18 protein-coding genes and 1 tRNA gene are annotated in these 23,846 nt (G+C 68.0%); 12 read left to right on the top strand and 7 right to left on the bottom strand.

The window, feature by feature from the left end:
• Positions 1-101 precede the first annotated feature (101 nt).
• Positions 102-1,745 carry an ABC transporter permease gene (locus AC07UK_RS26085; protein WP_494686787.1) on the bottom strand — a complete coding sequence of 548 codons (1,644 nt, stop codon included), beginning with the start codon at positions 1,743-1,745 and terminating at the stop codon, positions 102-104.
• A 121-nt stretch (positions 1,746-1,866) separates the two neighbouring features.
• Here AC07UK_RS26085 and AC07UK_RS26080 point away from each other — a divergent pair, with 121 nt between their 5' ends.
• The 6 genes from AC07UK_RS26080 to AC07UK_RS26055 all read left to right on the top strand — a co-directional run bounded on the left by AC07UK_RS26080 (position 1,867) and on the right by AC07UK_RS26055 (position 8,275).
• Complete coding sequence (locus AC07UK_RS26080) at positions 1,867-3,000, top strand: ABC transporter ATP-binding protein (protein ID WP_436221017.1); 1,134 nt, start codon at positions 1,867-1,869, stop codon at positions 2,998-3,000.
• A gap of 69 nt (positions 3,001-3,069) precedes the next feature.
• Positions 3,070-4,437: a replication-associated recombination protein A gene (locus AC07UK_RS26075; RefSeq protein ID WP_436223041.1), complete on the top strand. Its 1,368-nt coding sequence runs from the start codon at positions 3,070-3,072 to the stop codon at positions 4,435-4,437.
• Between the two features lie 124 nt (positions 4,438-4,561).
• Complete coding sequence (gene serS, locus AC07UK_RS26070) at positions 4,562-5,866, top strand: serine--tRNA ligase (protein ID WP_494686786.1); 1,305 nt, start codon at positions 4,562-4,564, stop codon at positions 5,864-5,866.
• Between the two features lie 90 nt (positions 5,867-5,956).
• Positions 5,957-6,046: transfer RNA gene (locus AC07UK_RS26065), tRNA-Ser, on the top strand.
• A 176-nt stretch (positions 6,047-6,222) separates the two neighbouring features.
• A complete protein-coding gene (locus tag AC07UK_RS26060; protein WP_494686785.1) occupies positions 6,223-7,152 on the top strand; it encodes a DUF1653 domain-containing protein in 930 nt (309 codons plus the stop codon).
• Positions 7,145-8,275 (top strand): phosphatase PAP2 family protein, encoded by a 1,131-nt coding sequence (locus AC07UK_RS26055; RefSeq protein WP_494686811.1) that lies wholly within the window; start codon positions 7,145-7,147, stop codon positions 8,273-8,275. Before AC07UK_RS26060 ends, AC07UK_RS26055 begins: the two co-directional genes overlap by 8 nt.
• Here the strand turns inward: AC07UK_RS26055 and paeA are convergent.
• Together paeA and AC07UK_RS26045 are read right to left on the bottom strand one after the other, a co-directional pair.
• The gene (paeA, locus tag AC07UK_RS26050) at positions 8,157-9,476 is read right to left on the bottom strand and encodes a polyamine export protein PaeA (protein WP_494686784.1); all 1,320 of its coding nucleotides are present in this window, start codon (positions 9,474-9,476) and stop codon (positions 8,157-8,159) included. The two genes, AC07UK_RS26055 and paeA, sit on opposite strands and share 119 nt — an antisense overlap.
• 71 nt (positions 9,477-9,547) lie before the next feature.
• Complete coding sequence (locus tag AC07UK_RS26045) at positions 9,548-10,528, bottom strand: LysR family transcriptional regulator (protein WP_436221021.1); 981 nt, start codon at positions 10,526-10,528, stop codon at positions 9,548-9,550.
• Between the two features lie 126 nt (positions 10,529-10,654).
• On the opposite strand from AC07UK_RS26045, the gene AC07UK_RS26040 reads away from it, so the two are divergent.
• The 4 genes from AC07UK_RS26040 to AC07UK_RS26025 all read left to right on the top strand — a co-directional run bounded on the left by AC07UK_RS26040 (position 10,655) and on the right by AC07UK_RS26025 (position 14,771).
• On the top strand, positions 10,655-11,938 hold the full coding sequence (locus AC07UK_RS26040; RefSeq protein WP_436223043.1) for a D-amino acid dehydrogenase: 1,284 nt from the start codon (positions 10,655-10,657) through the stop codon (positions 11,936-11,938).
• A gap of 117 nt (positions 11,939-12,055) precedes the next feature.
• Positions 12,056-12,967 (top strand): glutamate/aspartate ABC transporter substrate-binding protein, encoded by a 912-nt coding sequence (locus AC07UK_RS26035; RefSeq protein WP_436221022.1) that lies wholly within the window; start codon positions 12,056-12,058, stop codon positions 12,965-12,967.
• A 200-nt stretch (positions 12,968-13,167) separates the two neighbouring features.
• On the top strand, positions 13,168-13,989 hold the full coding sequence (locus tag AC07UK_RS26030) for a transporter substrate-binding domain-containing protein (protein WP_013955826.1): 822 nt from the start codon (positions 13,168-13,170) through the stop codon (positions 13,987-13,989).
• 122 nt (positions 13,990-14,111) lie between these two features.
• Positions 14,112-14,771, top strand: a complete 660-nt coding sequence (locus AC07UK_RS26025; protein WP_114131364.1) for an amino acid ABC transporter permease — start codon at positions 14,112-14,114, stop codon at positions 14,769-14,771.
• 60 nt (positions 14,772-14,831) lie between these two features.
• Here the strand turns inward: AC07UK_RS26025 and cphA (AC07UK_RS26020) are convergent, their stop codons facing one another.
• Together cphA (AC07UK_RS26020) and cphA (AC07UK_RS26015) are read right to left on the bottom strand one after the other, a co-directional pair.
• The gene (gene cphA, locus AC07UK_RS26020; RefSeq protein WP_436221023.1) at positions 14,832-17,402 is read right to left on the bottom strand and encodes a cyanophycin synthetase; all 2,571 of its coding nucleotides are present in this window, start codon (positions 17,400-17,402) and stop codon (positions 14,832-14,834) included.
• A gap of 46 nt (positions 17,403-17,448) precedes the next feature.
• Positions 17,449-20,082, bottom strand: a complete 2,634-nt coding sequence (gene cphA / locus AC07UK_RS26015; RefSeq protein WP_494686783.1) for a cyanophycin synthetase — start codon at positions 20,080-20,082, stop codon at positions 17,449-17,451.
• Between the two features lie 240 nt (positions 20,083-20,322).
• Here cphA (AC07UK_RS26015) and AC07UK_RS26010 point away from each other — a divergent pair, with 240 nt between their 5' ends.
• Complete coding sequence (locus AC07UK_RS26010) at positions 20,323-22,620, top strand: cyanophycin metabolism-associated ABC transporter (RefSeq protein WP_494686782.1); 2,298 nt, start codon at positions 20,323-20,325, stop codon at positions 22,618-22,620.
• The gene (locus AC07UK_RS26005; RefSeq protein ID WP_436221026.1) at positions 22,610-23,104 is read left to right on the top strand and encodes a cyanophycin metabolism-associated DUF1854 family protein; all 495 of its coding nucleotides are present in this window, start codon (positions 22,610-22,612) and stop codon (positions 23,102-23,104) included. Before AC07UK_RS26010 ends, AC07UK_RS26005 begins: the two co-directional genes overlap by 11 nt.
• Positions 23,105-23,161: 57 nt before the next feature.
• Here AC07UK_RS26005 and AC07UK_RS26000 read toward each other — a convergent pair whose 3' ends face one another.
• Positions 23,162-23,563: a hypothetical protein gene (locus AC07UK_RS26000; protein WP_013955832.1), complete on the bottom strand. Its 402-nt coding sequence runs from the start codon at positions 23,561-23,563 to the stop codon at positions 23,162-23,164.
• Positions 23,564-23,627: 64 nt separating this feature from the next.
• The gene (locus AC07UK_RS25995) at positions 23,628-23,789 is read right to left on the bottom strand and encodes a hypothetical protein (RefSeq protein WP_494686781.1); all 162 of its coding nucleotides are present in this window, start codon (positions 23,787-23,789) and stop codon (positions 23,628-23,630) included.
• Positions 23,790-23,846: the final 57 nt, after the last annotated feature.

Here is a 23,846-nt window from a genome sequence, read left to right as displayed (position 1 = left end):
TCAGAATGAAAAAGGGGACCTTTTTCATTCTGAAACGGGTTCTTATGGCTATCGGCGCGCGGCGGCGCGACTTTAGCGCAGGAACGGCAAGGGGCGTAAGTTCAGTGCTGCGCTTCGCGCCGGATCGTGCGCGACAGCACGATCACCGGCAGCAGGCCCACGGCCACGATCACCAGCGAGGCGGTGGCGGCCTCGGCCAGGCGCTCATCGGCAGCGAGGTTGTAGGCCTGCACGGCCAGCGTGTCGAAATTGAACGGGCGCATCACGAAGGTGGCCGGCAACTCCTTCATCACGTCGACAAAGACGATCAGTGCCGCGGTCAGCAGGCTGCCGCGCAGCATCGGGAAATGCACACGCCGCAGCGTGGCGCCGGGGCCGTGGCCCAGGCTGCGCGCGGCGGCGTCCATGCTGGGCGTGATCTTGCCCAGGCCGGCATTGACGGTCTGCAGCGCCACGCCCAGGAAGCGCACCAGCAACGCATAGACCAGCGCGGCGATGCCGCCGGTCAGCAGCAGCCCCACCGAGAGCCCGAACTGCTGCTGCAGCCAGGCCGACAGCGCGTTGTCGAGCCGCGCCACCGGCACCAGCACGCCCACGGCAATGACCGAACCCGGCAGCGCATAACCCATGCCGCACAGCCGCGTCAGGCCGCGCATCAGCCAGCTGCGCTTGCCGTTGACCGCGCGCGCGGCATAGCCCACCGCCAGCGCGACCGCCACCGCGGCCAGCGCGGTGGCGCTGGCCAGCAGGAAGCTGTTGCGCACCAGCCCGACAAAGCGCGGGCCGAACTGCGCATCGCCGTCGGTGAAGGCCATGCGGCACAACATCAGCGCGGGAATCAGGAAGCCCAGCAGCACCGGCACCATGCATACGGCCAGCGCCAGCCAGCCGCGCGCGCCGTCCAGCGTCCAGGCCACGGCGCGGCGCTGGTTGCCGTAGACCTGCGCGCGGCCGCGGCTGGCGCGCTCCATCAGCAGGATGGCGGCGACGAACAGCAGCATGCATGCCGACAGCTGCGCCGCGGCGTTCTTGTCGCCAAGGGAAAACCAGGCGCGGAAGATGCCGGTGGAGAAAGTCGGGATGGCAAAGTAGGCGACGGTGCCGAAGTCGGCCAGCGTTTCCATCATCGCCAGCGCGGTGCCGGCAACGATGCCGGGGCGCGCCAGCGGCAGCACCACGCGCCAGAGCCGGCTCCAGGTGCCGTGGCCGAGCAGGCGCGCGGCCTCCAGCGTGTTCTGGGTCTGCTGCAGGAAGGCGGCGCGCGCGGTCAGGTAGACGTAGGGGTACAGCACCAGCGAGAACAGCGCGATGGCGCCGCCCAGCGAGCGGATATCGGGGAACCAGTACTCGCGCGCCTTCCAGCCGGTCAGCTCGCGCAGCCAGCCCTGCACCGGCCCGGCAAACTGCAGCGCATCGGTGTAGGCATAGGCGATGACGTAGGCGGGCATCGCCATCGGCAAGACCAGCGCCCATTCCATCACGGTGTGGCCCGGGAAACGGTAGGTCGATACCAGCCAGGCGGTGGTCACCCCCAGAAGCAATACCCCCACGGCGACGCCGCACAGCAGCCAGACGGTATTGAGCACGTATTCCGCCAGCACAGTGTCGATCAGGTGGCGCCAGGTGTCGCCGGCGGGCAGCAGCACGGCCGAGGCGATCACCAGCACCGGCACGGCGATCAGCAGCGCCATCACCAGGGTGGCCAGGGTCAGGGGATGGAAGCGGCGGCGGCTGGACAGGAGCATGCGTCGGAAAGTGGGCGGAAGTGCCGCGCACAGCGTGCGGGCTGCCGCATTCTAGCAATGGGGGCACGCTTTCGCCCCAAAAGGCGGTCCCGGCCCCCGGCTGCGTCTTTATAATGCGCACATGCGAACCGATTCCTATTCACGCTTGCCCGGCGCCCAGGCCCGCAGCCGGCCGGCGACCCGCGCAGGCGTTGCTGACGTCACTGGCGCCGGCGCGGCTGTCATCGAGGTGGACCATATCCGCCACGCCTTCGGCCGCCATGCGGTAGTCAAGGGACTGTCGTTCTCGGTGGCGCGCGGCAATATCGCCTGCCTGCTGGGGCCCAGCGGCTGCGGCAAGACCACGGTGCTGCGCGCCATCGCCGGTTTCGAGCCGCTGCAGGACGGCCGCATCGTGCTGGACGGGCAGATCGTGTCGTCTTCCGGGGCGATGCTGGCGCCGGAGCAGCGCCGCATCGGCATGGTGTTCCAGGACTATGCGCTGTTCCCGCACCTGGACGTGGCGGCCAACGTGGGTTTCGGCCTGGTGCGGGCCAGCCGCGCCGGGCGCGCGGCGCGCGTGGACGAGGTGCTGCAGCTGGTCGGCCTGGCCGGCGCGGGCCGCAAGTATCCGCATGAGCTGTCCGGCGGCCAGCAGCAGCGCGTGGCGCTGGCGCGCGCGCTGGCACCGCGCCCGGAACTGCTGCTGCTGGACGAGCCGTTCTCCAACCTCGACGTCGACCTGCGCGAACGCCTGAGCCTGGAGGTGCGCGCGATCCTGAAGGCGCAGGGCACCACCGCGATCCTGGTCACGCACGACCAGCACGAGGCCTTTGCCATGGCCGACGAGATCGGCGTCATGCACGACGGGGTGATCGAGCAGTGGGGCAGCGCGCACGACCTGTACCACCGGCCGACATCGCGCTTTGTCGCGGGCTTTATCGGGCAGGGCGTGCTGATGGCGGGACGGCTGCGCGGGACTGCTGAGATTGAACTGGAACTGGGCCTGCTGCGCCCCGCGGCGCCGCTGGCGCTGCCCGCGGGCGCCGCCGTCGACGTGCTGGTGCGCCCCGACGACATCATCCACGACGACGCCAGCCCGATGCGCGCCGAGGTGGTCCACAAGGCCTTCCGCGGCGCCGAGATCCTGTACACGCTGCGCCTGGCCAGCGGCGGCCGCGTGCTGGCGCTGGTGCCGTCCCACCACAACCATGCGGTGGGCGAGCGCATCGGCATCCGTGTCGAGATCGAGGACGTGGTCGCATTTGCCGCCTAGCGTGCCACGCAAGGGCAGGGCGCCGATGGTCTACACTGTGGCGTTCTGCATTCACAAGGCTTGAATACCGTGGCGGACACGCTGTTTTCCGATACTCCCGACCGTTCCCGGCAACCGCTGGCCGAGCGTCTGCGCCCGCGCACCATCGACGAGGTGATTGGGCAACAGCACCTGCTGGGTGCGGGCAAGCCGCTGCGCGTGGCGTTCGAGTCCGGCGAGCCACATTCGATGATCCTGTGGGGCCCGCCGGGCGTGGGCAAGACCACGCTGGCGCGGCTGATGGCCAGTGCCTTCGACGCCGAGTTCATCGCGCTGTCGGCGGTGCTGTCGGGGGTCAAGGACATCCGCGAGGCGGTCGAGCGCGCCGAGCAGTTCCGCGCGCACGGGCGGCGCACGCTGGTGTTCGTCGACGAAGTCCACCGCTTCAACAAGAGCCAGCAGGATGCCTTCCTGCCGCATGTGGAAAGCGGGCTCTTCACCTTTATCGGCGCCACCACCGAGAATCCCTCGTTCGAAGTCAACGGCGCCTTGCTGTCGCGCGCGGCGGTCTATGTGCTCAAGAGCCTGGACGATGCCGAGCTGACGCAGCTGGCGCTGCGCGCCAGCGAAGAACTCGGCGCACAGGCGGGCGGCCTGAGCTGGCAGGACGAAGCGCTGCAGCTGATCGTGGCCTCGGCCGATGGCGACGGGCGCAAGCTGCTGAACAATATCGAGATCGTGGCGCGCGCCGCGCGCACCGCCGGCGCCGCGCAGATCGATACCGCGCTGCTGGGCAGCGCGCTGTCGGAAAACCTGCGCCGCTTCGACAAGGGCGGCGACGCTTTCTACGACCAGATCAGCGCGCTGCACAAGTCCGTGCGCGGCTCGGACCCGGACGCGGCGCTGTACTGGTTCTGCCGCATGATCGACGGCGGTGCCGACCCGCGCTACCTGGCGCGGCGCATCGTGCGCATGGCGTGGGAGGATATCGGCCTGGCCGATCCCCGTGCCGCCCGCATCACGCTGGACGCGGCCGAGACCTATGAGCGCCTTGGCTCGCCCGAGGGCGAACTGGCGCTGGGCCAGGCCCTGATCTACCTGGCCGTGGCGCCCAAGTCCAACGCCGGCTACAACGCCTACAACGCGGCGCGCGCCTTCGTCGGCAAGGACAAGTCGCGCGCGGTGCCGGTGCATCTGCGCAACGCGCCGACCAAGCTGATGAAGGAGCTTGGCCACGGCCACGCCTACCGCTACGCGCACGACGAGCCCGAGGCCTACGCCGCCGGCGAGCACTACTTCCCGGACGACCTGAAGGCCCAGGGCTGGTACCAGCCGGTGCCGCGCGGGCTGGAGGGCAAGATCGCCGAGAAGCTGCGCCACCTGCGCGAGCTGGATGCCGCCTGGCATCGCGAGCAGCGCGTGGCCAAGGCAAAGGACGGCGGCAAGGGCGGGGAGTGAGCGGTGGCGTGAGCCGGTAACACCGCGGCGGCCTGGTATCGCCCGGTTCGCGCCGGACGGGGCCGGTGCAGTAAAATGGCGGGTCCGCCGGCATGTCGCTGGCCCTGCACTTCACCAAAGCAACATGCTCGACATCCAGCTGTTCCGCAAAGACATCGACGCCGTGGCGCAACGCCTTGCCACGCGCGGCTACCAACTCGACGTTGCGGCGTTCCAGGCACTTGAGGCCGAACGCAAGCAACTGCAGACCCAGACCGAGGAACTGCAGGCGCGCCGCAACAGCCTGTCCAAGCAGATCGGCATGCTCAAGGGCAAGGGCGAGGACGCCTCGGCCGTGATGGCGGAAGTGGGCGGCATCGGCGACACGCTCAAGGCCTCGGCCGCGCGGCTGGACGAGATCCAGGCGCACCTGGCTGAACTGATGCTGGCTATCCCCAACCTGCCGCATGAAAGCGTGCCGGTGGGCAATGACGAAACCCAGAACGTCGAAGTGCGCCGCGTGGGCGAGCCGCGCCAGTTCGACTTTGCCGTGCGCGACCACGTCGACGTGGGCGAGAAGCTGGGCCTGGACTTCGACACCGCGGTCAAGGTCACCGGTTCGCGCTTCTCAATGCTGCGCGGTGGCCTGGCGCGCATGAACCGCGCGCTGGTGCAGCTGATGCTCGACACCCATACGCAGGAACACGGCTACACCGAGATGTATGTGCCGTACATGGTCAACGCCGCCTCGATGCGCGGCACCGGCCAGCTGCCCAAGTTCGAGGAAGACCTGTTCAAGGTGCCGCGCAAGGTCGGCAGCGAGGAAGGCGAGCGCATCGAGAACTTCTACCTGATCCCGACCGCCGAGGTGCCGCTGACCAATATCGTGCGCGACGCCATCGTCGCGGGCGAGAAGTTGCCGCTGCGCTTTGTCGCGCATACGCCGTGCTTCCGCTCGGAAGCCGGCTCGTACGGCAAGGACACGCGCGGCATGATCCGCCAGCACCAGTTCGACAAGGTCGAGCTGGTGCAGGTGGTGCCGGCCGCGCAGTCGTTCGAGGCGCTGGAGCAACTGACCGGCCACGCCGAGGCGATCCTGAAGAAGCTCGAACTGCCGTTCCGCACCATCGTGCTGTGCACCGGCGACATGGGCTTCGGCAGCACCAAGACCTACGACCTGGAAGTGTGGATCCCCGCGCAGAACACCTACCGCGAGATCAGCTCGTGCTCGAACATGGGCGACTTCCAGGCGCGCCGCATGCAGGCGCGCATGCGCACGGGGCAGGGCAAGCCGGAGCTGGTGCACACCCTCAACGGCTCCGGCCTGGCCGTCGGCCGCACGCTGGTGGCGATCCTTGAGAACTATCAGAACGCTGACGGCTCGGTCACGGTGCCGGCCGCGCTGCAGCCGTACATGGGCGGCATCACCCGCCTGGACCCGGAGCTGTAAAGCGAACGGAAAAAATCCGCAGCCAGCCTCTTGCATCGGCTGGCTGGACATGGCTATAATCTCGGTTTCGCCACACGGCAACAAGTTACCGGAGAGGTGGCAGAGTGGTCGAATGTACCTGACTCGAAATCAGGCGTACCGGCGACGGTACCGTGGGTTCGAATCCCACCCTCTCCGCCAAAACAAGAAGCTGCCCGGCTCGACCACCGGACAGGCAAAAACAGTGTAGTAAAACTCAGGCCGACGCCCACGAAAGTGCGCGTCGGTTTTGTTTTTTTCCGCGGCCGGTTTTTCATGCGGCGGGCATGGGCCGCCGCACTGGCCCGCGTACCGGACGCGCTGCCGGGTGCACTATCATGGCGGTCCGCAACGCAGGATGCCGCACCATGACACAGCCACCCGCCAGCCAACCCCCAGCACCGGTCTTCCACGGCGATCCGGCCGAACTGCCGGCCGACCCCAACCTGGTCGCCGGCATGCCGTACCGGCACTACAAGGGCGGCGCCTACGCGGCAGTTGGCATCGGCCGCTTCGAGGCCGATCTCGCGCCCGTGGTGGTCTACCGCGCGATGCGCGATCCCTCATTGCTGTGGGTGCGCCGCGCCGATGTGTTCAGCGAACCGGTGGCCACGCCGCAGGGCGAGGTGCCGCGCTTTGCGCCCGCCTGGCCCGCGGCGCTGGCCTGCCTGGACTTCCTGCCGCGCCAGGCGGTGCTCGATGTGCTGGCGCTGCACGACACGCCTTACCGGCACTACCACGACCGCCGCCATATCCTGGAGATGTTCGAGACCGCCCACGCGCGCGGCATTGCGCTGGACCGCGCGCAGGCGCTGGCGGTGCTGTGCCACGACGCGGTCTATGTGGCGGGGTGCGAGCACAACGAAGCCGCATCAGCGGCGCTGATCGAAACGGTGGCGCCCGGCGAGGACCGCGCGGTGCTGGACCGTGCCGTGCAGATCGTGCTCGATACGCGCGGCCATGGCCCAAGCATTGCCGGCGCCGACACCGTGCTCGATCTCGACCTGCTCAGGCTGGCCGCGGCGCCGGAAATTTTCGATGCCCATAGCCTGGACGTATTCGCCGAGAACCGCGCCTTGCTGGCCGCGCGCACCGGTCTACAGGGCGAGGCGCTGGAGACGGAATTCATGCGCCGCCGCGCGGCGTTCCTGGGCAAGCTGGCGCAGCGCCCGCAACTTTTCCTGACCGACGCCTTTGCCGACTGCGAGGCGCCGGCGCGTGCCAATATCGCCCGCATCGTCGGCGCGGCGGGCGCGTCCCGTGATTGACGTGCCGGCACGCGCGAGCGCCTTCGCCGAGGCCTGGCTCACGCCGGGCACGGCGCTGGGGCTGCTGGCGCTGTTCACGCTGGTGACGGTGCTGCTGCTGAGCCTGGTGCCGCTGCTGGTCGCGCTGTTGCGGCCGGTGGTGCGCTGGCTGGACCGGTGGCGCGTGTGGGGGGCCGGCGCACTGTCCGGGCGCGTGGCCGCACAGCCGCGCCGGCTGAGCACGCTCACGCTGCGCGTGCTCGAGCGCGACATGGCCGAGCTGCTGGTGGTGCTGCTGGCCGGCGCCGTGCTGCTGGCCTGCGGCAGCGCCCTGTTCTGGCTGGCCGGCGAGGTCGCCGAAAGAGGGGGCGTGGTGCGCATCGACCAGATCGTGTTTGCTTGGCTGCGTGCCTTGCGCACCGACTGGCTCGATATCGCGATGGTGGCCGTGACCGAACTGGGCGGCGCGCGCATTTCCGTGGCGGTGGGCGTGGCGGTGTTCGCTTGGCTGTGCTGGCGCCGCGCCTGGACGGTGGCGCTGTACTGGGCCGCCGCGCTGCTGGGTGCGCGCGCCTGCGTGATGGCGCTCAAGCTGGGCATGGCGCGCGTGCGCCCGGCCAGCATCTACAGCGGCCTGGAATCGTATTCCTTCCCCAGCGGCCACGCCACCAGCAGCATGGTCACCTATGGCTTCCTGGCCTTCCTGATGTGCCTGCGCCAGCCGTGGCGCGTGCGCATCCCGGTGCTGGCGCTGACCGTGGTGGCGGTGGCGGCGATAGGGGTGTCGCGGCTGTACCTGGGCATGCACTGGCTGTCGGATGTCGCCGCAGGCTATGCGCTGGGGCTGGCATGGATCGCGCTGCTCGGCACGGCCTACCGCACGCTGCATGTGCCGGCGCCGAAGGAATCGGTGGCGCCATGGCGGCTGGGCGTGGTGGTGGCGGCAGCGGTGGTGGTGGCGTTCAGCTATGTGGCGTGGTTCCGGCTGCCGGATACGCTGGAGCGCTACCGCCAGGCCGTCACGCCTACGCCAGCGGCGCTGGCGCTTCAGTCTCCGGCACTTGTGGCAGGCGCGACACCAGCAGCTGGTCGATCTTGTGATGGTCGATGTCCAGCACTTCGAAGCGATAGCCCGCCACGGTGATCGACTCGGATTTCTTCGGGATGCGCTTGAGCGCGTAGATCACCAGCCCGGCCGCGGTGTCGACATAGTCCTCGCCGGGCAGGGTGTCGAGATCGAGCGCCTTCTTCAGGTCCACCAGCGGGGTGAGGCCGTCGACCAGCCAGGAGCAGTCGTCGCGCCGCACGATCTGCTCGTCCTCGCTGGAATACAGGATGTCTCCCATCAGCGCGCCGACGATATCGTCCAGCGTGACGATGCCCACCACCAGCCCGTACTCGTTCATCACCACGGCAAAGTTCTGGTGCATCTCGCGGAAGCGCGTGAGTGCCTCGGACAGGGTCAGCGTGTCGGGGATCACCAGCACGTTCTTGTCGTGATGGCGGCCGATATTGCCGATCGCGGCGGCGCTTTCATCGGCCAGCAGCAACTGCAGGATGTCCTTGGAATCGATATAGCCCTGCACGTCGTCGAGGTCGTGCCCGCACACCGGGTATTGCGCGTGCGGCTGGTTGACCAGCTTGCGGCGCACGCTGTCGGCGGGTTCGTCGAGACTCAGGTAGACCACGTCGTCGCGCGGCGTCATGATCGCGGTAATGCTCTTGAACTCGAGTTCGAACACATTCTCGATCAGGTGGAGTTCATGCTTGTGCAGCACGCCGGCTTCGGCGCCGGCATCGACCATCGCGGCGATGTCCTCGGTGGTGATCTGGTCGACCGGCTTGGTCGGCAGGCGCAGCAGCCGCAGCGTGGCATCGGCGGCGGCGTTGAAGATCCACACCAGCGGCTTGAGCACGCGCAGCAGCGTCAGCATCGGGTCGATCACCGCCACCGCGCACCGCTCGGGGAAGGTCATGGCGATACGCTTGGGGATCAGGTCAGCAAACTGGATAAACAGCAGCGTCACGATCAGGAACGAGCCGATATTGGCCGCGCGCTGGGCGTGGACCACCTGCATATAGGGCGATAGCGTCTCCAGCAGCAGGTCCGACACATGCTTCTCGCCGAGGATACCGGCCAGGATTGCCACGCTGTTGACACCGATCTGCACGATCGTGAAGAAATTCCCGGGCTCCTCCTTGAGCCGCAGCACGCGCGTGGCGCGGCCATCGCCGCGCTCCGACAAGACTTGCAGCTTGGTGCGGCGGGCGGCGGTCAGCGCGATCTCGGAGACCGAGAAAAAGGCGCTGACAAGGACAAGGGCGATCAGGATCAGGACGAACATAGGCGGTTTGGCGCATGCAGCTTGTGCCTGCAGGCGGCTTGATGATGGTGCAGGGCGCGCGCGGCTGTCAATCAGGCATCAGGCAGACCTCGATTGCGGCTCCGGGACACCGCGTCAAAGCTGGCGGCCGGCGCTTCCAGCCGCTGCGGCAGCGTTGCGGCCAGTTCCCCGGCGGTCAGCGCAAACTGCGCGCGCAGGTCGTCGGCCAGGCTGGAGCCGGCGCGGTGGCTCGCGCGCAGCATCTGGATCTCGAACGGCAGCACCGGCGCCACGTCATGCAGCGCGACCCGCTCCGGGCTGGCGCTGAGCGCGGTGTACTGGTCCAGCAGGGTCACGCCCAGCCCGGCATCGACCAAGGCCAGCGCCAGCGAATAGGTCTGCACCTCCAGCGTCGAGCGCGGCTCCAGCGCGTGCCGGGCCAGGGTCTGGCGCACCAGCAGCCCGAGCGAGCTGTTGTCGTCATAGCCGATGAAGGCGCGCTCCATCAGCCGCTGCATCGGCACCACCTGGCGGCGCCCGCCGGCAGGCAGCGGCTGGCCGCGCGGCACCGCCAGCAGCATGCGGCCGCTGGCCACCGGCTCGCAGGAGATGGCCTCGTGGCCCGGCGGCGCAAAGGCAAAGCCCAGGTCGATCTGGTTGGCCAGCAGCGCCCCGACGATCTCGTCGGTATGGTGGGTCAGCACCTGCACCTGCGTGTCCGGGTGGCGCGCGCAGAAGCGCCGCACCGCCGGCACCAGCAGCGGGTTGGCCAGGCTGGGGGTGGCGGCCACGCGCAGCCGCCCGGCGCCCTTGTGGCGCAGGCTTTCCGAGACCCGGCGCACGCGCTCGATCTCGCCATATAGCCTTTCGACATCGCCATAGAGCGCATTGGCCTCGGGCGTGGCCTGCAGCCGGCCGCGCACCCGTTCGAACAGGCGGAAGCCGAGCGAGGCCTCGGCATGCTGGAGCACACGGGTGACCACCGGCTGGGACACGTGCAGCAGGCGCGCGGCCTCGCTGACGGTGCCGGTCAGCATCACGGCGCGGAAGACTTCAATCTGGCGCAAGCGCATGGCAATCCGGGAAGCGGGCAGGCATCCATAGCCTGATGACATATTCTGGCACGTATTCGCATTGGGCAATCCGCGCCGCCTGCATTACGCTTTGCCGGATCGGGACAAAGCAATCAAGGGATGGCAATGCAGGTAGTGATCGTGGGCGCCGGCGTGGTCGGCATGACGACGGCATGGCGCCTGGCCGAGGACGGCCACCAGGTGACGGTGCTGGAGCGCCACGACGGGCCGGCCGAGGAGACCAGCTTTGCCAATGGCGGGCAGCTCAGCTACAGCTATGTGGCGCCGCTGGCCGGGCCGGGCGTGATGTCCAAGGTGCCGGGCTGGCTGCTGCGGCGCGATTCGCCGATGCGTTTCCGCCCCGCGGCAGATCCGGCGCAGTGGCGCTGGCTGGCGGCCTTCATGGGGGCGTGCAACACCACCACCAGCGAGGCCACCACGCGCAAGCTGCTGCGGCTGGGGTTCTATTCGCGCGACCTGATGCAGGCGTTTGTCGAACAGCATCATCATGACAACGGCGGCGCCGGCTTCGATTTTGCGCGGCGCGGCAAGCTGGTGGTGCACCGCGACGCGCAGGCATTCGCATCGGCCTGCCGCCTGCTCGATTACCAGGCCAGCCTGGGCTGCGAGCAGCAGGCGCTGGACCGCGATGCCTGCGTGGCGCTGGAGCCCGCGCTGGCCGGCATCCGCAACGAGATTGCCGGCGCCATCTACACGCCGAGCGAGGAGGTGGGCGACTGCCACCGCTTCTGCCTGTCGCTGGCACGGTTGCTGCAAGACGGGGCGCACGCCGGCGTGTCGATGCGCTTCGGCACCGTCGTGCAAGAGCTGGTGCAGCAGGGCGGGCGCGTGACCGGCGTGCGGACCGCCAGCGGCGTGGTGCCGGCCGACGTGGTGATCGTGGCCGGAGGCATCGGCAGCGTGCCGCTGCTGCGGCCGCTGGGCGTACGGCCGATGCTGTGGCCGCTCAAGGGCTACAGCATCACGGTGCCGATCGCAAGCGGCGCGCGCGCCCCGCATATCAGCGTGACCGATTTCGCCAACAAGATCGTCTATGCGCGCATCGGCAATACACTGCGGGTGGCGGGCATGGCCGACCTGGTGCGCGGCGGCACCCGTATCGACCCGGAGCGGGTCGGCACCCTGGTGGCGCAGACGCGCGCGTTGTTCGACGGCCTCGTGCCCGACCTGCCGCTGGCGCAGTTGCAGCCGTGGGCCGGCCTGCGCCCGGCCACGCCGGACGGCCTGCCGCTGGTCGGGCCGTCGCGGGTGTCCGGCCTTTGGCTGAACCTCGGCCACGGCGCGCTGGGCTTTACGCTGGCCATGGGCAGTGCCGGCCTGCTGGCCGACCGGCTGGCGGGCCGGCGTCCTGCCATCGACGCAGGGGATTTCGAGGCCGCGCGCGCCTAGGGCCGCCGGCATGCATCGGTTTTGCAGTACCCGTGAGTTTGCAACTCATGACGCAGTAAGCGAAGCAGTCCAGGAAACGAGCCTCAACCGAACAAGCCCCACTACAAGGAGCGCGACATGAAACCACTGCATACCCGACGACCCGCCACCCGCCGCACGCTCGCGGCCGCCGCCCTGTTGCTGGCTGCCGGCGCCGCCCAGGCCGCCGATGGCGACACGCTGAAGAAGATCAAGGACAGCGGCGTGATCTCGCTGGGCTATCGCGAATCTTCGATCCCGTTCTCGTACACCGACGGCAAGGAGGTGATGGGCTATTCGCACGAGATCCTGCTGCAGATTGTCGACAAGGTGAAGAGCGAACTCAAGATGCCCGGCCTGCAGGTGCGCCTGACCCCGATCACCTCGCAGAACCGCATCCCGCTGGTGCAGAACGGCACCATCGACATCGAATGCGGCAGCACCACCAACAACCTCGAGCGCCAGAAGCAGGTGGCGTTCTCCAACAGCCTGTTCGTCTACGGCATCAAGATGCTGACCAAAAAGGATTCGGGCGTGAGGGAGTTTACCGACCTGAAGGAGCGCAACGTGGTCACCACCGCCGGCACCACCGGCGAGCGCCTGCTGGTCAAGATGAACGGCGAGAAGGCCATGAACATGAACCTGATCAGCACCAAGGACCACGGCCAGTCCTTCCTGATCCTGGAGACCGGCCGCGCCGCTGCCTTCGTCATGGACGAGCCGCTGCTGTACGGCGAGCGCACCAAGGCCAAGAGCGCGGGCGACTGGGTGGTGGTCGGCGCGCCGCTGCAGACCGAGAACTACGCCTGCATGTTCCGCAAGGACGATCCCTCGTTCAAGAAGCTGGCCGACGGCGTGATCGCAGACCTGCAGACCAGCGGCCGTGCCGAGAAGCTGTACAACAAGTGGTTCATGTCGCCGATCCCGCCGCGCGGCATCAACATGAACTACCCGCTGTCGGCCGACATGAAGGCGCTGTTCGCGGCGCCCAACGACAAGGCTTACCAGTAAGGGCAGGGCGCCACCGCCGGGACGCATCAGGCCCGGCGGTTATTTAGCCATAATGAATCAATATTTAGCGTTCGATAGTGTTTGCGCTAGTGTTGAGCCCGATATAGGCTCATAGCAGCACAACTGGCCGGCGGCCCTCACAAGCGGCATCCGGCGCTGTCTGCCCCCCACACTGCTTTTCCGCATCCACTGGAGAACATATGCGATCGATTCGTACTGGCTGGCTCAAATCCCTGCTGGCTGCCTCGCTGCTTGCCGGCGCCGGGCTGGCGTCCACCGCGGCGCAGGCCGCCGACCTGCTCGATACCGTCAAGCAGGCCGGCGTGCTCAAGATCGGCCTGGAGGGCACGTATCCGCCGTTCGGCTTCCGCGGCGCGAAGAACGAGCTGGAAGGGTTTGACGTGGACGTGGCGCGTGCGGTGGCGGGCAAGCTGGGCGTGAAGCCGGAGTTCGTCACCACCGAGTGGAGCGGCATCATTGCCGGCCTGCAGGCGGGCAAGTTCGACGTGATCGTCAACCAGGTCAACGTCACGCCTCAGCGCCAGCAAGTGCTGGACTTCTCCACGCCCTACGTCTACTCGGATGCGCAGCTGATCCAGCGCAAGGACGACAACCGCCAGTTCAAGTCGCTGGAAGACCTGAAGGGCCACAAGCTCGGCGTCAGCCTGGGCAGCAATTTCAACGACCTGGCCAAGTCGGTGCCGGGCATCGACGTCAAGACCTATCCCGGCGCGCCTGAGTACCTGCGCGACCTGGCGGCACAGCGCGTCGACGCCGCGCTGAATGACCGGCTGATGGTCGCCTACCTGGTCAAGACCGCCAACCTGCCGCTGCGGCAGGGCGCAATCGTGGCCGGTGCCACCACGCAGGTGGCCATCCCGTTCCGCAAGGACAACCCCAAGTTCGCGCAGGCCATCAACCACGCGCTGGATGACCTGGCCAAGGACGGCACGCTTGGCAAGCTCTCGGTGAAGTGGTTCGGCACCGACGTGACCAGGCCCGCCGGTAAGCCAATCAAGTAAAACAGTGAGGAAAGCCAGTCAGGTAAGCCGGCCAGCAAGCCGGGCGGTATCATGTCGCGGCGCCGCGGCCTGCATGGCTGCCGCGCCGCTTTCTTTTTCATTCTTCTGCCGCCGCCACGCCCATGTCCGCTCTCCAGCTTGTCACCGATTCCCTGCCAGTGCTGCTGCAGGGCACGCTGCTGACCATCAAGTTCGCGTTATGGTCGATGGTGTTCGGGCTGATGCTGGGCACGGTGGTGGCGCTGATGGGCATCAGCCATAGCCGCGTGCTCAAGGCGGTGGCGCGCACCTACGTCAGCATCATGCGCGGCACGCCGCTGCTGGTGCAGATCTTTGTCGTCTACTACGGGCTGCCGGGCGTCGGCATCGCGCTGGAGCCCACGCCCGCGGGCGTGCTGACGCTGAGCCTGAACGTCGGCGCCTACCTGTCCGAGAGCATGCGCGGGGCCATCCTGGGCGTGTCGCGCGGCCAATGGCTGGCAGCCTACAGCCTGGGCCTGACGCCGGTGCAGGCACTGCGCTACGTGGTCGGCCCGCAGGCGCTGCGGCTGGCGGTGCCGAGCCTGTCCAACAGCCTGATCAGCCTGATCAAGGACACCTCGCTGGTATCGGTCATCACCGTGACCGAGCTGCTGCGCACGGCGCAGGAGGTGATCGCGGCCACCTACCAGCCGTTGCCGCTGTACCTGGCAGTGGCGGCAATCTACTGGGTGCTGAGCACGGGGCTGTCGGGCGTGCAGCATATGCTGGAGCGGCGCTTGTCGCTGCCCGGGCGCCACTGATCGGCGCCACAAAGTAAAAGGCCAGCTCCGCGGAGCTGGCCATTTTTATCGCCGGGCCGGTCAGCCCTGCGCGATGCGGCTGGCGATATGCCCCAGCGCCTCTTCCACCTGGTCCACCAGGACCAGGCACAGGTCGCCCGGCTGCAGGTGCGACAGCGCGGTATCGATGGCGAGGAACTCGCCCCGGATCTCCTCGACCTGGCCGGCGCGTTGCGCGCCCTGCAGGCCTTCGCGCAGCAGCGCCAGCACCTCGCCGTCGGCGCGGCCGCGCTGGCACTGGTCCTGGTACAGGATGACTTCATCGAACACGCCGCCCAGGATCTGGGTCTGGCGGCGGATGTCGTCGTCGCGGCGGTCGCCCGCGCCGCTGATCACCACCACGCGCCGTTTGGCGGGGATGGTCTCGACAGCGCTGCACAGTGCCAGGATGGCATCCGGGTTGTGGCCGTAGTCGGCGATCAGCGTGGCGCCGCGGTAGTCGAACACGTTGAAGCGTCCCGGGGCGGTCTGCGCGTCGTTGACGAAGGTGGCCAGGCCGCGGCGGATAGTCGACCAGTCGATGCCCAGCGCCCACGCGGCGGCGATCGACGACATCGCGTTATCGACCTGGAAGCCGATGGTGCCGTTGCGCGTCAGCGGGATCTCGGCCAGTGCGATGCGCACTTCGGTATCGCCTTCGGATACGACGATGTCGGCGCCGTCCACGAACACCACGCGCTTGCCCTGCGCGCGGTGCGTGGCCATGGCTGGCTGGTTGGGGTCGTGCGCGAAGAAGGTGACGCTGCCGGGGCAGGCGTCGGCCATGCGCACCACCATCGGGTCGGCCGCGTTCAGGACCGCCATGCCGTGCGGCGCGACGTTCTGCACGATCACGCTCTTGAGCACCGCCAGGTCTTCCACCGAGTTGATGAAGGACAGGCCCAGGTGGTCGCCTTCGCCCACGTTGGTCACCACCGCCACGTCGCAGCGGTCGAATGCCAGGCCTTCGCGCAGCAGGCCGCCGCGCGCGGTTTCAAACACGGCGGCGTCCACGTCCGGGTGCAGTAGCACGTTGCGCGCGCTGCGCGGGCCGCTGCAGTCGCCGGTGTCGATGCGCTCGCCCTGGACATACACGCCGTCGGTGCCGGTCATGCCCATGCGCAGGCCGCTGGTGGCCATGATGTGGGTGATCAGCCGGACCGTGGTGGTCTTGCCGTTGGTGCCGGACACGGCCACCACCGGGATGCGGCCATCGTCGCCATCGGAGAACATGGTCGAGACAATGGCTTCGCCGACCGCGCGGCCCTTGCCGTACGACGGCTGCAGGTGCATGCGCAGGCCCGGCGCGGCGTTGACCTCGACGATGCCGCCGGCCTGTTCCTCGAACGGCTTGAGCATGGTCTCGCACACGGCGTCGACGCCGGCGATGTCCAGGCCCACCATCTGCGCCGCCGCCACGGCACGCGCGGCGATGTCCGGGTGGACGTCGTCGGTCACGTCGGTGGCGCTGCCGCCGGTGGACAGGTTGGCGTTGTTACGCAACACCACGCGCGTGCCCTTGGCCGGCACGGATTCGGCGGTCAGGTTCTGCTTGGCCAGCACGGCCAGCGCGATATCGTCGAAGCGGATCTTGGTCAGCGAGGTCGCATGGCCTTCGCCGCGGCGCGGGTCGCGGTTCACTTCCTCGACCAGCTGGCGCACGGTATGCACGCCGTCGCCGATGACCTGCGGCGGATCGCGGCGCGCGGCCGCCACCAGCTGCTTGCCGACCACCAGCAGGCGGAAGTCGTGGCCCGGGATATAGCGCTCGACGATCACGTCCGAGCTGATGTCCGAGGCGACCTCATAGGCCGTCATCACTTCGTCGCGGGTGCGGATGCGTACCGCCACGCCCTTGCCCTGGTTGCCGTCGCGCGGCTTGACCACCACCGGGGCGTCGATTTCCTGCGCGGCGGCCCAGGCCTCTTCGGCGCTGCGCACCGAGCGGCCCAGCGGCACCGGCACGCCGGCGGCGTGCAGCAGGGTCTTGGTCAGGTCCTTGTCCTGCGCGATCGATTCGGCCACGGCGCTGGTGCGGTCGGTCTCGGCGGCCTGGATGCGGCGCTGCTTGCTGCCCCAGCCAAACTGCACCATCGAGCCCTGCGTCAGGCGCCGGTAGGGAATGCCGCGCGCCACGGCGGCGTAGACGATGGAGCCGGTGCTCGGCCCCAGGCGCACGTCCTCGTCCAGCTCGCGCAGGCGGTGCAGCGCGTCGGCGAGGTCGAACGGGGTGTCGTTGCGCGCGGCGCGGCACAGGGCCTCGGCCAGCTCGAACGCAAGCCGGCCGACTTCTTCCTCGCTGTATTGCACGATCACCTGGTAGGTGCCGGGCTCGACCGTCTGCGCGGTGCGGCTGAAGGTGACCGGGCAGCCGGCGGCGGCCTGCAGGCGCAGCGCCGTCACTTCCAGCACGTGGGCCAGCGACAGCTCGCCCGATTCCTCGTCCGGGCGCAGCGGCCCGATCTCAGGGAAACGGGCGCGCAGCCGGTCTTCAAAGCCGGGCAGCGCCGACAGCATGTTGGTGGCATCCTGGCAGGCCACGATCGCCTCGATGGCGGTGTGGCGGCACCACAGGTTCGGGCCCCGCAGGGCCCGGATACGTGAGACTTCCATAGAACGGTTTCCGTGTCTTCTATGCGCGGTTGAGCTTGGGGCCGCGTCAGGCGCGGCGCGCAGGCTGGCCCATCCAGTGGTGCACCAGGTCGACGGTGGCGCCGGTGGCGGCCTCGTCGCACTGCAGTACCAGCAGGTCGCCCGGCACCAGCTGGCTCAGGGCGGTTTCAATGGCGCTGGCACGCGTGCCTTCGTCGATGATCTTGGTCACGCGCCGGCCTTCGTACAGGCCCTGCTTGAGCAGCGCGCGCGCCTCGGCATCGGGCAGGGCGCGCTTGACGCTGCGGTCCTCGCACAGGAAGACGCGGTCGAAATGCTGGCCCAGCGCCATGCCCTGGCGCACCAGGTCTTCGTCGCGGCGCTGCACGCCGGCGCCGTAGACCACCATGCGGCGCTCGGCCGGGAAGCGCTCCAGCGCGGTCGCCAGCGCTTCCAGCGCGGGCGCGTTGTGGGCGTCGTCGACCACCACGGTGGCGCCGTTGCGCTCGAACAGCGTGAAGCGGCCCGGCACGTCGACCTGGCCGACATCGAAGGTCACCACGCCGGCGCGGATCAGGTCGTTGGAAATGCCCAGCGCCCAGCCCGCGGCCACGGCCGCCAGCACGTTCTCGACCTGGAACGCGACGCGTCCGGCGTAGGTCAGCGGCACCGCGGCCACGTCCACCAGCGCGGTCTCGCTGCTGCCGGTGGCCAGCACGATCTTGCCTTCGCGCAGGTACACCGCGCGCTTGCCGGCGGCGCGGTGCGACACGATCGCGGGCAGCTCCGGCGTCAGGCCGAAGAAGATCACGTCGCCGTCGCACAGCCCGGCCATCTCTACCAGGCGTTCGTCGCGCGCGTTGAGCACGGCCGCACCGGTCTCCAGCACCACGTCGACCTGCGTGCGCAGCACGTTGTACATGCGGTCCTCGTCCTCGACATAGTAGTCGCCGAGGTGGTCGGGCTGGTCGAAATTGGTGACCACGCCGACCTGGCAGCGGTCATAGACCAGGCCTTCGGAGAGGATGCTGCCGCTGTCGTTCTCGAACACGGCGGCCTCGACCGCGCGGTTCATCAGGATGCGATGGCCCGATTGCCAGTTGGCGCGGTCGCCGCTTTCCACCTGGCGGCGGTCCAGGAACAGCCCGTCGCTGCAGGCCAGGCCGGTATGCTTGCCCGACAGCTGCAGCAGGCGCGCCACCAGGCGCGCCACCACGGTCTTGCCGTTGGTGCCGGTCACGCCCACCACCGGGATGCGGCCCTGGTCGTCATCGGACTCGGGGAACAGGTGGTTGACGATGGCGCGGCCCACCGGGCGCGGCGTGCCTTCGGCCGGCTTGATATGCATCAGCAGGCCGGGGCCGGCGTTGACTTCGACGATGGCGCCGCGTTGCTCGGCCAGCGGGCGCGAGATGTCCTCGGCCACTAGGTCCACGCCGGCGATGTCCAGCCCGACCACGCGCGCGGCCAGCGCCGCATGCGCGGCGACGCTCGGGTGCACGCGGTCGGTGACGTCGAAGGCGACGTTGCCGTTGCGCTGGATCAGCACCGAGCGGCCTTCGGGCGGGACCGTGCTGGCGTCCATGCCCTGGCGCTTCAGTTCCAGGCGCGCGGCCGAGTCCAGCCGCACACGGTTCAGCGGATGGTCCTCGGTGGTGCCGCGGCGCGGATCGGAATTGATCTGCAGCTCGATCAGCTCGTCGATGGTGGACTTGCCGTCGCCGACCACGCTCGCGGTCTCGCCCATGGCGGCGGCCACCAGGCGGCCGCCCACCACCAGCAGGCGGTGCTCGTTGCCGGGGATGAAGCGCTCGACGATGACGCCGTTGCCTTCATCGATGGCCACGCCGTAGGCGGTCTCGACTTCCTCGCGGGTCATCAGGTTGGTGAACACGCCGCGGCCGTGGTTGCCGTCATAGGGCTTGACCACCACCGGCACGCCGATGTCTTCGGCGGCGTCCCAGGCGTCGGCCGGGGAATCGACCATGCGGCCCTCAGGGACCGGCACGCCGCAGGATTCCAGCAGGCTCTTGGTCAGGTCCTTGTCGCGCGAAATGCTTTCGCCGATGGCGCTGGTGCGGTCGGTCTCGGCGGTCCAGATGCGGCGCTGGCGCGCGCCGTAGCCGAGCTGCACCAGGTTGCCGTCCGACAGGCGGATCGCCGGGATGTCGCGGTCGTCCGCGGCATCGACGATGCAGGCGGTGCTGGGGCCCAGGCAATGCTCGTCCACCAGGCGGCGCAGGTTGTCCACGGCGGCAGGGACGTCGAAGGGACGGTCCTCGATCGCGGCCATGACCAGGTCGCGGGCGGTGAACAGGGCGACGCGGGTGACTTCCTCGTGCCAGGCGCGCACGATCACCTTGTAGACACCGCGCACCGGGGTCTCGCGCGCCTTGCCAAAGCCGCCGGGCATGCCTGCCAGGTTCTGCAGCTCAAGCGTCACGTGTTCCAGGATATGGCCGGGCCAGGTGCCTTCCTTCACGCGCTGCAGGAAGCCGCCGCGCTCGCCGATGCTGCAGCGATGCTCGACCAGCGACGGCAGCCAGGCCGACAGGCGCTCGTAGAACCCCGGAATCGTGTTGGAGGGAAAGTCCTCCAGTTCCCCGATATCGACCCATGCCTCCAGTACGGGCCGATATGTCCACATATTCGGGCCGCGCAGCGACATGACATCGAAAATCTCAATGTCCTTCTTTTTCATTGAATTAGCTTGAGGCAGTGGGCGGAACCGCCCGAGAAATGGAAGCCTAACCTTTCAGTAACGTTACAGCACAGAGCGGGTTGACTTTCTTCGTGTAAAAGTGATTGTGCAGTGCATCAGGAGTACCCGCGCGTTCGTCGTTATGTATACTGCGGGCGAATTCGCGGGCCGCCAGAGCGTGCCCGGCCTAAATTTGTTTCAAGTTATGTCCGTACCCCCTGGACGCACGCCGCGCCATCCATGACCCAGTCCTCCCTGTCTGTCCCTACCGCCCCTGCTGCCGACGAGCCCTGGCGGGCTGAATCCGGATCGTGGCTCCGACCCGGCGAGACCGTCCTGGCCGGACTGGCTCTGGACCTCGACGCGAAGCTGCATTTTACCCAAGGGTGGCTGGTTGTGACCGACCAGCGCATCGTTGCCCGGGCTCCGGGTGAAAAAAATGTGCGGGAATGGAACATCGCGCCCACCCTGCGCCTGTCGCACACCGACCACGCGGGCGTGGGCGCGCTGGAATTGAGCGGTCCGGAAGGCCGGCTGGCCAGCTGGCGATATACGCTTGGTTACAATCCGGCCGCGCTGCGGCTGGCTGACCAGTTCGAAGCGCAGCGCGACGCCGCCGGCGCGCGCCCGGCCGGCGAGGCGGGCGAGGTGCTGTGCCCGACCTGCAAGGCGCCGCTGCCCCCTGACGAGGAGCAGTGCCCTCAATGCAGCCGGGAGCTGGAAACCCCGCCCTCGACCTGGGCGCTGCTGCGCCTGTGGCGCTTTGCCCGGCCCTACCAGTGGCAACTGCTGGCGGGCTTCCTGCTGACGCTGCTGTCCACTGCGGCCACGCTGGTGCCGCCGTACCTGACCATGCCGCTGATGGACAAGGTGCTGATCCCGTTCCAGAACGGCGTGCCAATCGACTACGGCCTGGTGCGCCTGTACCTGGCCGGATTGCTGGGAGCAGCGCTGGTGGCCTGGTCGCTGGGATGGGCGCGGACCTACCTGCTGGCGCGCGTATCGGAGCGCATTGGTGCCGATCTGCGTACAACAACCTATGAACACCTGCTAAAGCTGTCGCTGGAATATTTCGGCGGCAAGCGCACTGGCGACCTGATGGCGCGCATCGGCTCGGAAAGTGACCGCATCTGCGTCTTCCTGTCGCTGCACCTGCTGGACTTTGCCACCGATGTGCTGATGATCGTCATGACGGCGGTGATCCTGGTGTCGATCAACCCGTGGTTGGCATTGGTCACACTGGTGCCGCTGCCGTTCATCGCCTGGATGATCCACCTGGTGCGCGACCGCCTGCGCCACGGATTCGAGAAGATCGACCGGATCTGGTCCGAGATCACCAATGTGCTGGCCGATACCATCCCCGGCATCCGCGTGGTCAAGGCATTTGCCCAGGAAAAGCGTGAGGTGTCGCGCTTCCGCGAGGCCAATAAGCACAACCTGGCGATCAACGACCGCGTCAACGCGGTATGGTCGCTGTTCACGCCTACGGTCACGCTGCTGACCGAGATCGGCCTGCTGATCGTGTGGGTGTTCGGCATCTGGCAGGTGTCGCACAGCGCCATCACGGTGGGCGTGCTGGTGGCGTTCCTGACCTATATCAGCCGCTTCTATACCCGGCTGGATTCGATGAGCCGGATCGTCTCGGTGACGCAGAAGGCCGCCGCCGGCGCCAAGCGCATCTTCGACATCCTCGACCATGTGTCGAGCGTGCCGGAGCCGGTGCGCCCGGCGAAGCTGGACAAGGTCGAAGGCGCCATCGACATGAGCGACCTGGGCTTCCGCTACGGCAACCGCGCGGTGATCCGCGGGCTGAACCTGTCGATCGAGCCGGGCGAGATGATTGGCCTGGTGGGGCACAGTGGCTCGGGCAAGAGCACGCTGGTCAACCTGATCTGCCGTTTCTACGATGTTTCCGAGGGCGCGATCCGCGTCGACGGCGTCGATATCCGCTCGCTGCCGGTGTCGGAGTACCGCCGCCATATCGGCCTGGTGCTGCAGGAGCCGTTCCTGTTCTTCGGCACGATTGCCGACAACATTGCCTACGGCAAGCCCGACGCCACGCGCGAAGAGATCATCGCCGCCGCGCGCGCCGCGCATGCGCACGAGTTCATCCTGCGCCTGCCGCACGGCTATGACTCCCTGGTCGGTGAACGTGGCCAGGCGCTGTCGGGCGGCGAGCGCCAGCGCATCTCGATCGCGCGCGCGCTGCTGATCAACCCGCGCATCCTGATCATGGACGAGGCCACCTCGTCGGTCGACACTGCCACCGAGAAGGAAATCCAGAAGGCGCTCGACAACCTGGTGCAGGGCCGCACCACCATCGCCATCGCGCACCGCCTGTCGACACTGCGCAAGGCCGACCGGCTGGTGGTGATGGACCGCGGCCAGATCGTCGAAGTCGGCAGCCACGATGAGCTGCTGTTGCGCGAAGGCGCGTACTACAAGCTGTACCAGGCGCAGGCGCGCAATGTCGACACCGAGGACGGTGACGGCGAAGACGAAGCGATCGAAACGCCGGAGGCCGCCAATGCCCAATGACATCCCCGCCACCACGCCGACGCCCATGTTTACGCTAGATCGCAATCCTTTCGGCCGCCTGGTCCTGATCGCCGGGGACGGCACCGTCCACGAAGGCGTGGTGCCGGTGCGCGCCTTCCCGATTTCCGCGCCGCAGGGCGGCATCGGCCTGATGAGCACCGACGGGCATGAGGTGGTGTGGGTTCCGCGGCTGGAGGATGTGCCGCAGGCAGAGCGCGACATGATCGAAGCGGAACTCGCCTCGCGCGAGTTCATGCCGGAGATCGAGCGTATTGTCAGCGTGTCGACCTATGCCACGCCCAGCGTGTGGACGGTGCAGACCGATCGCGGCCAGACCGAGCTGGTGCTGCGCGGCGAAGAGGCAATCCGGCGCCTGGCCGGCAGCACGCTGCTGATATCGGACACGCACGGCATCCACTACCTGATCCGCGACCTGATGGCGTTGGACAAGCACAGCCGCAAGATCCTCGACCGCTTCCTCTGAGGCGTCGCTGGCGACGCTGAAACCCGGGCCGGCGCTCTGCCGGCCCGGTTCCTGATCCTAGTGCAGCATCTCGGACGCGTCGTCTTCGTCGTCCCAGTCATCGTGCATGACCGGCACGTCAGGGGCCATGTCGAACACCATCGAGTGGTAGCGCACGCTGAACCACTCGCGGAACATCTGCAGCGACAGTTCCTCGGGCCACATCGAGTCGTCGAACCACTCGCCCAGCATGAATTCAAAGAATTCCTGCCAGCGCTTCTCGACCCAGCGCATGGCATTGTCGTGCGTATCGGCCAGTTCTTCCGGGAGCAGGAACACGCTCTGGTCCTCGCGCACCTGTTCGAGCGTGAGGCCGGCCACCGGCTGGGGATCGACCGCCTGGATCCAGTCCAGGAACGGCTGTTCCGGGACCAGGGCGACCATGGAACGGTTGATGGTGAAGCGGGGATGGTCAGACATGGCGAAAGCCTTCAAGGACTGCAACCGCCTATTGTAGTCCTTCGCCGTGCGGCTTCCGTGCGCGCTACTGATAATCCATGGTAAAGATCATCGCGCTTGATACCGTCCCCGGCGAGGGCGTGCCGCCCAGGCCGATGTAGCGCGCGCCAAAGCGGTATGTGGCGGGGACGTTGGCCGTGATGTTGCCCATCGCATTGCGCACCTGCAGGGGCTTGAACTGCCGCAAACGTAGTTGCGCATTCCTACGCAGTTATGCACAATTTGCGCATGTCACGCACGATGG

Source organism: Cupriavidus sp. GW821-FHT07C08, from assembly GCF_059419025.1.
The sequence above is the reverse complement of the archived record's forward strand: the minus strand, read 5'-3'. Positions and strand labels throughout refer to the sequence as shown.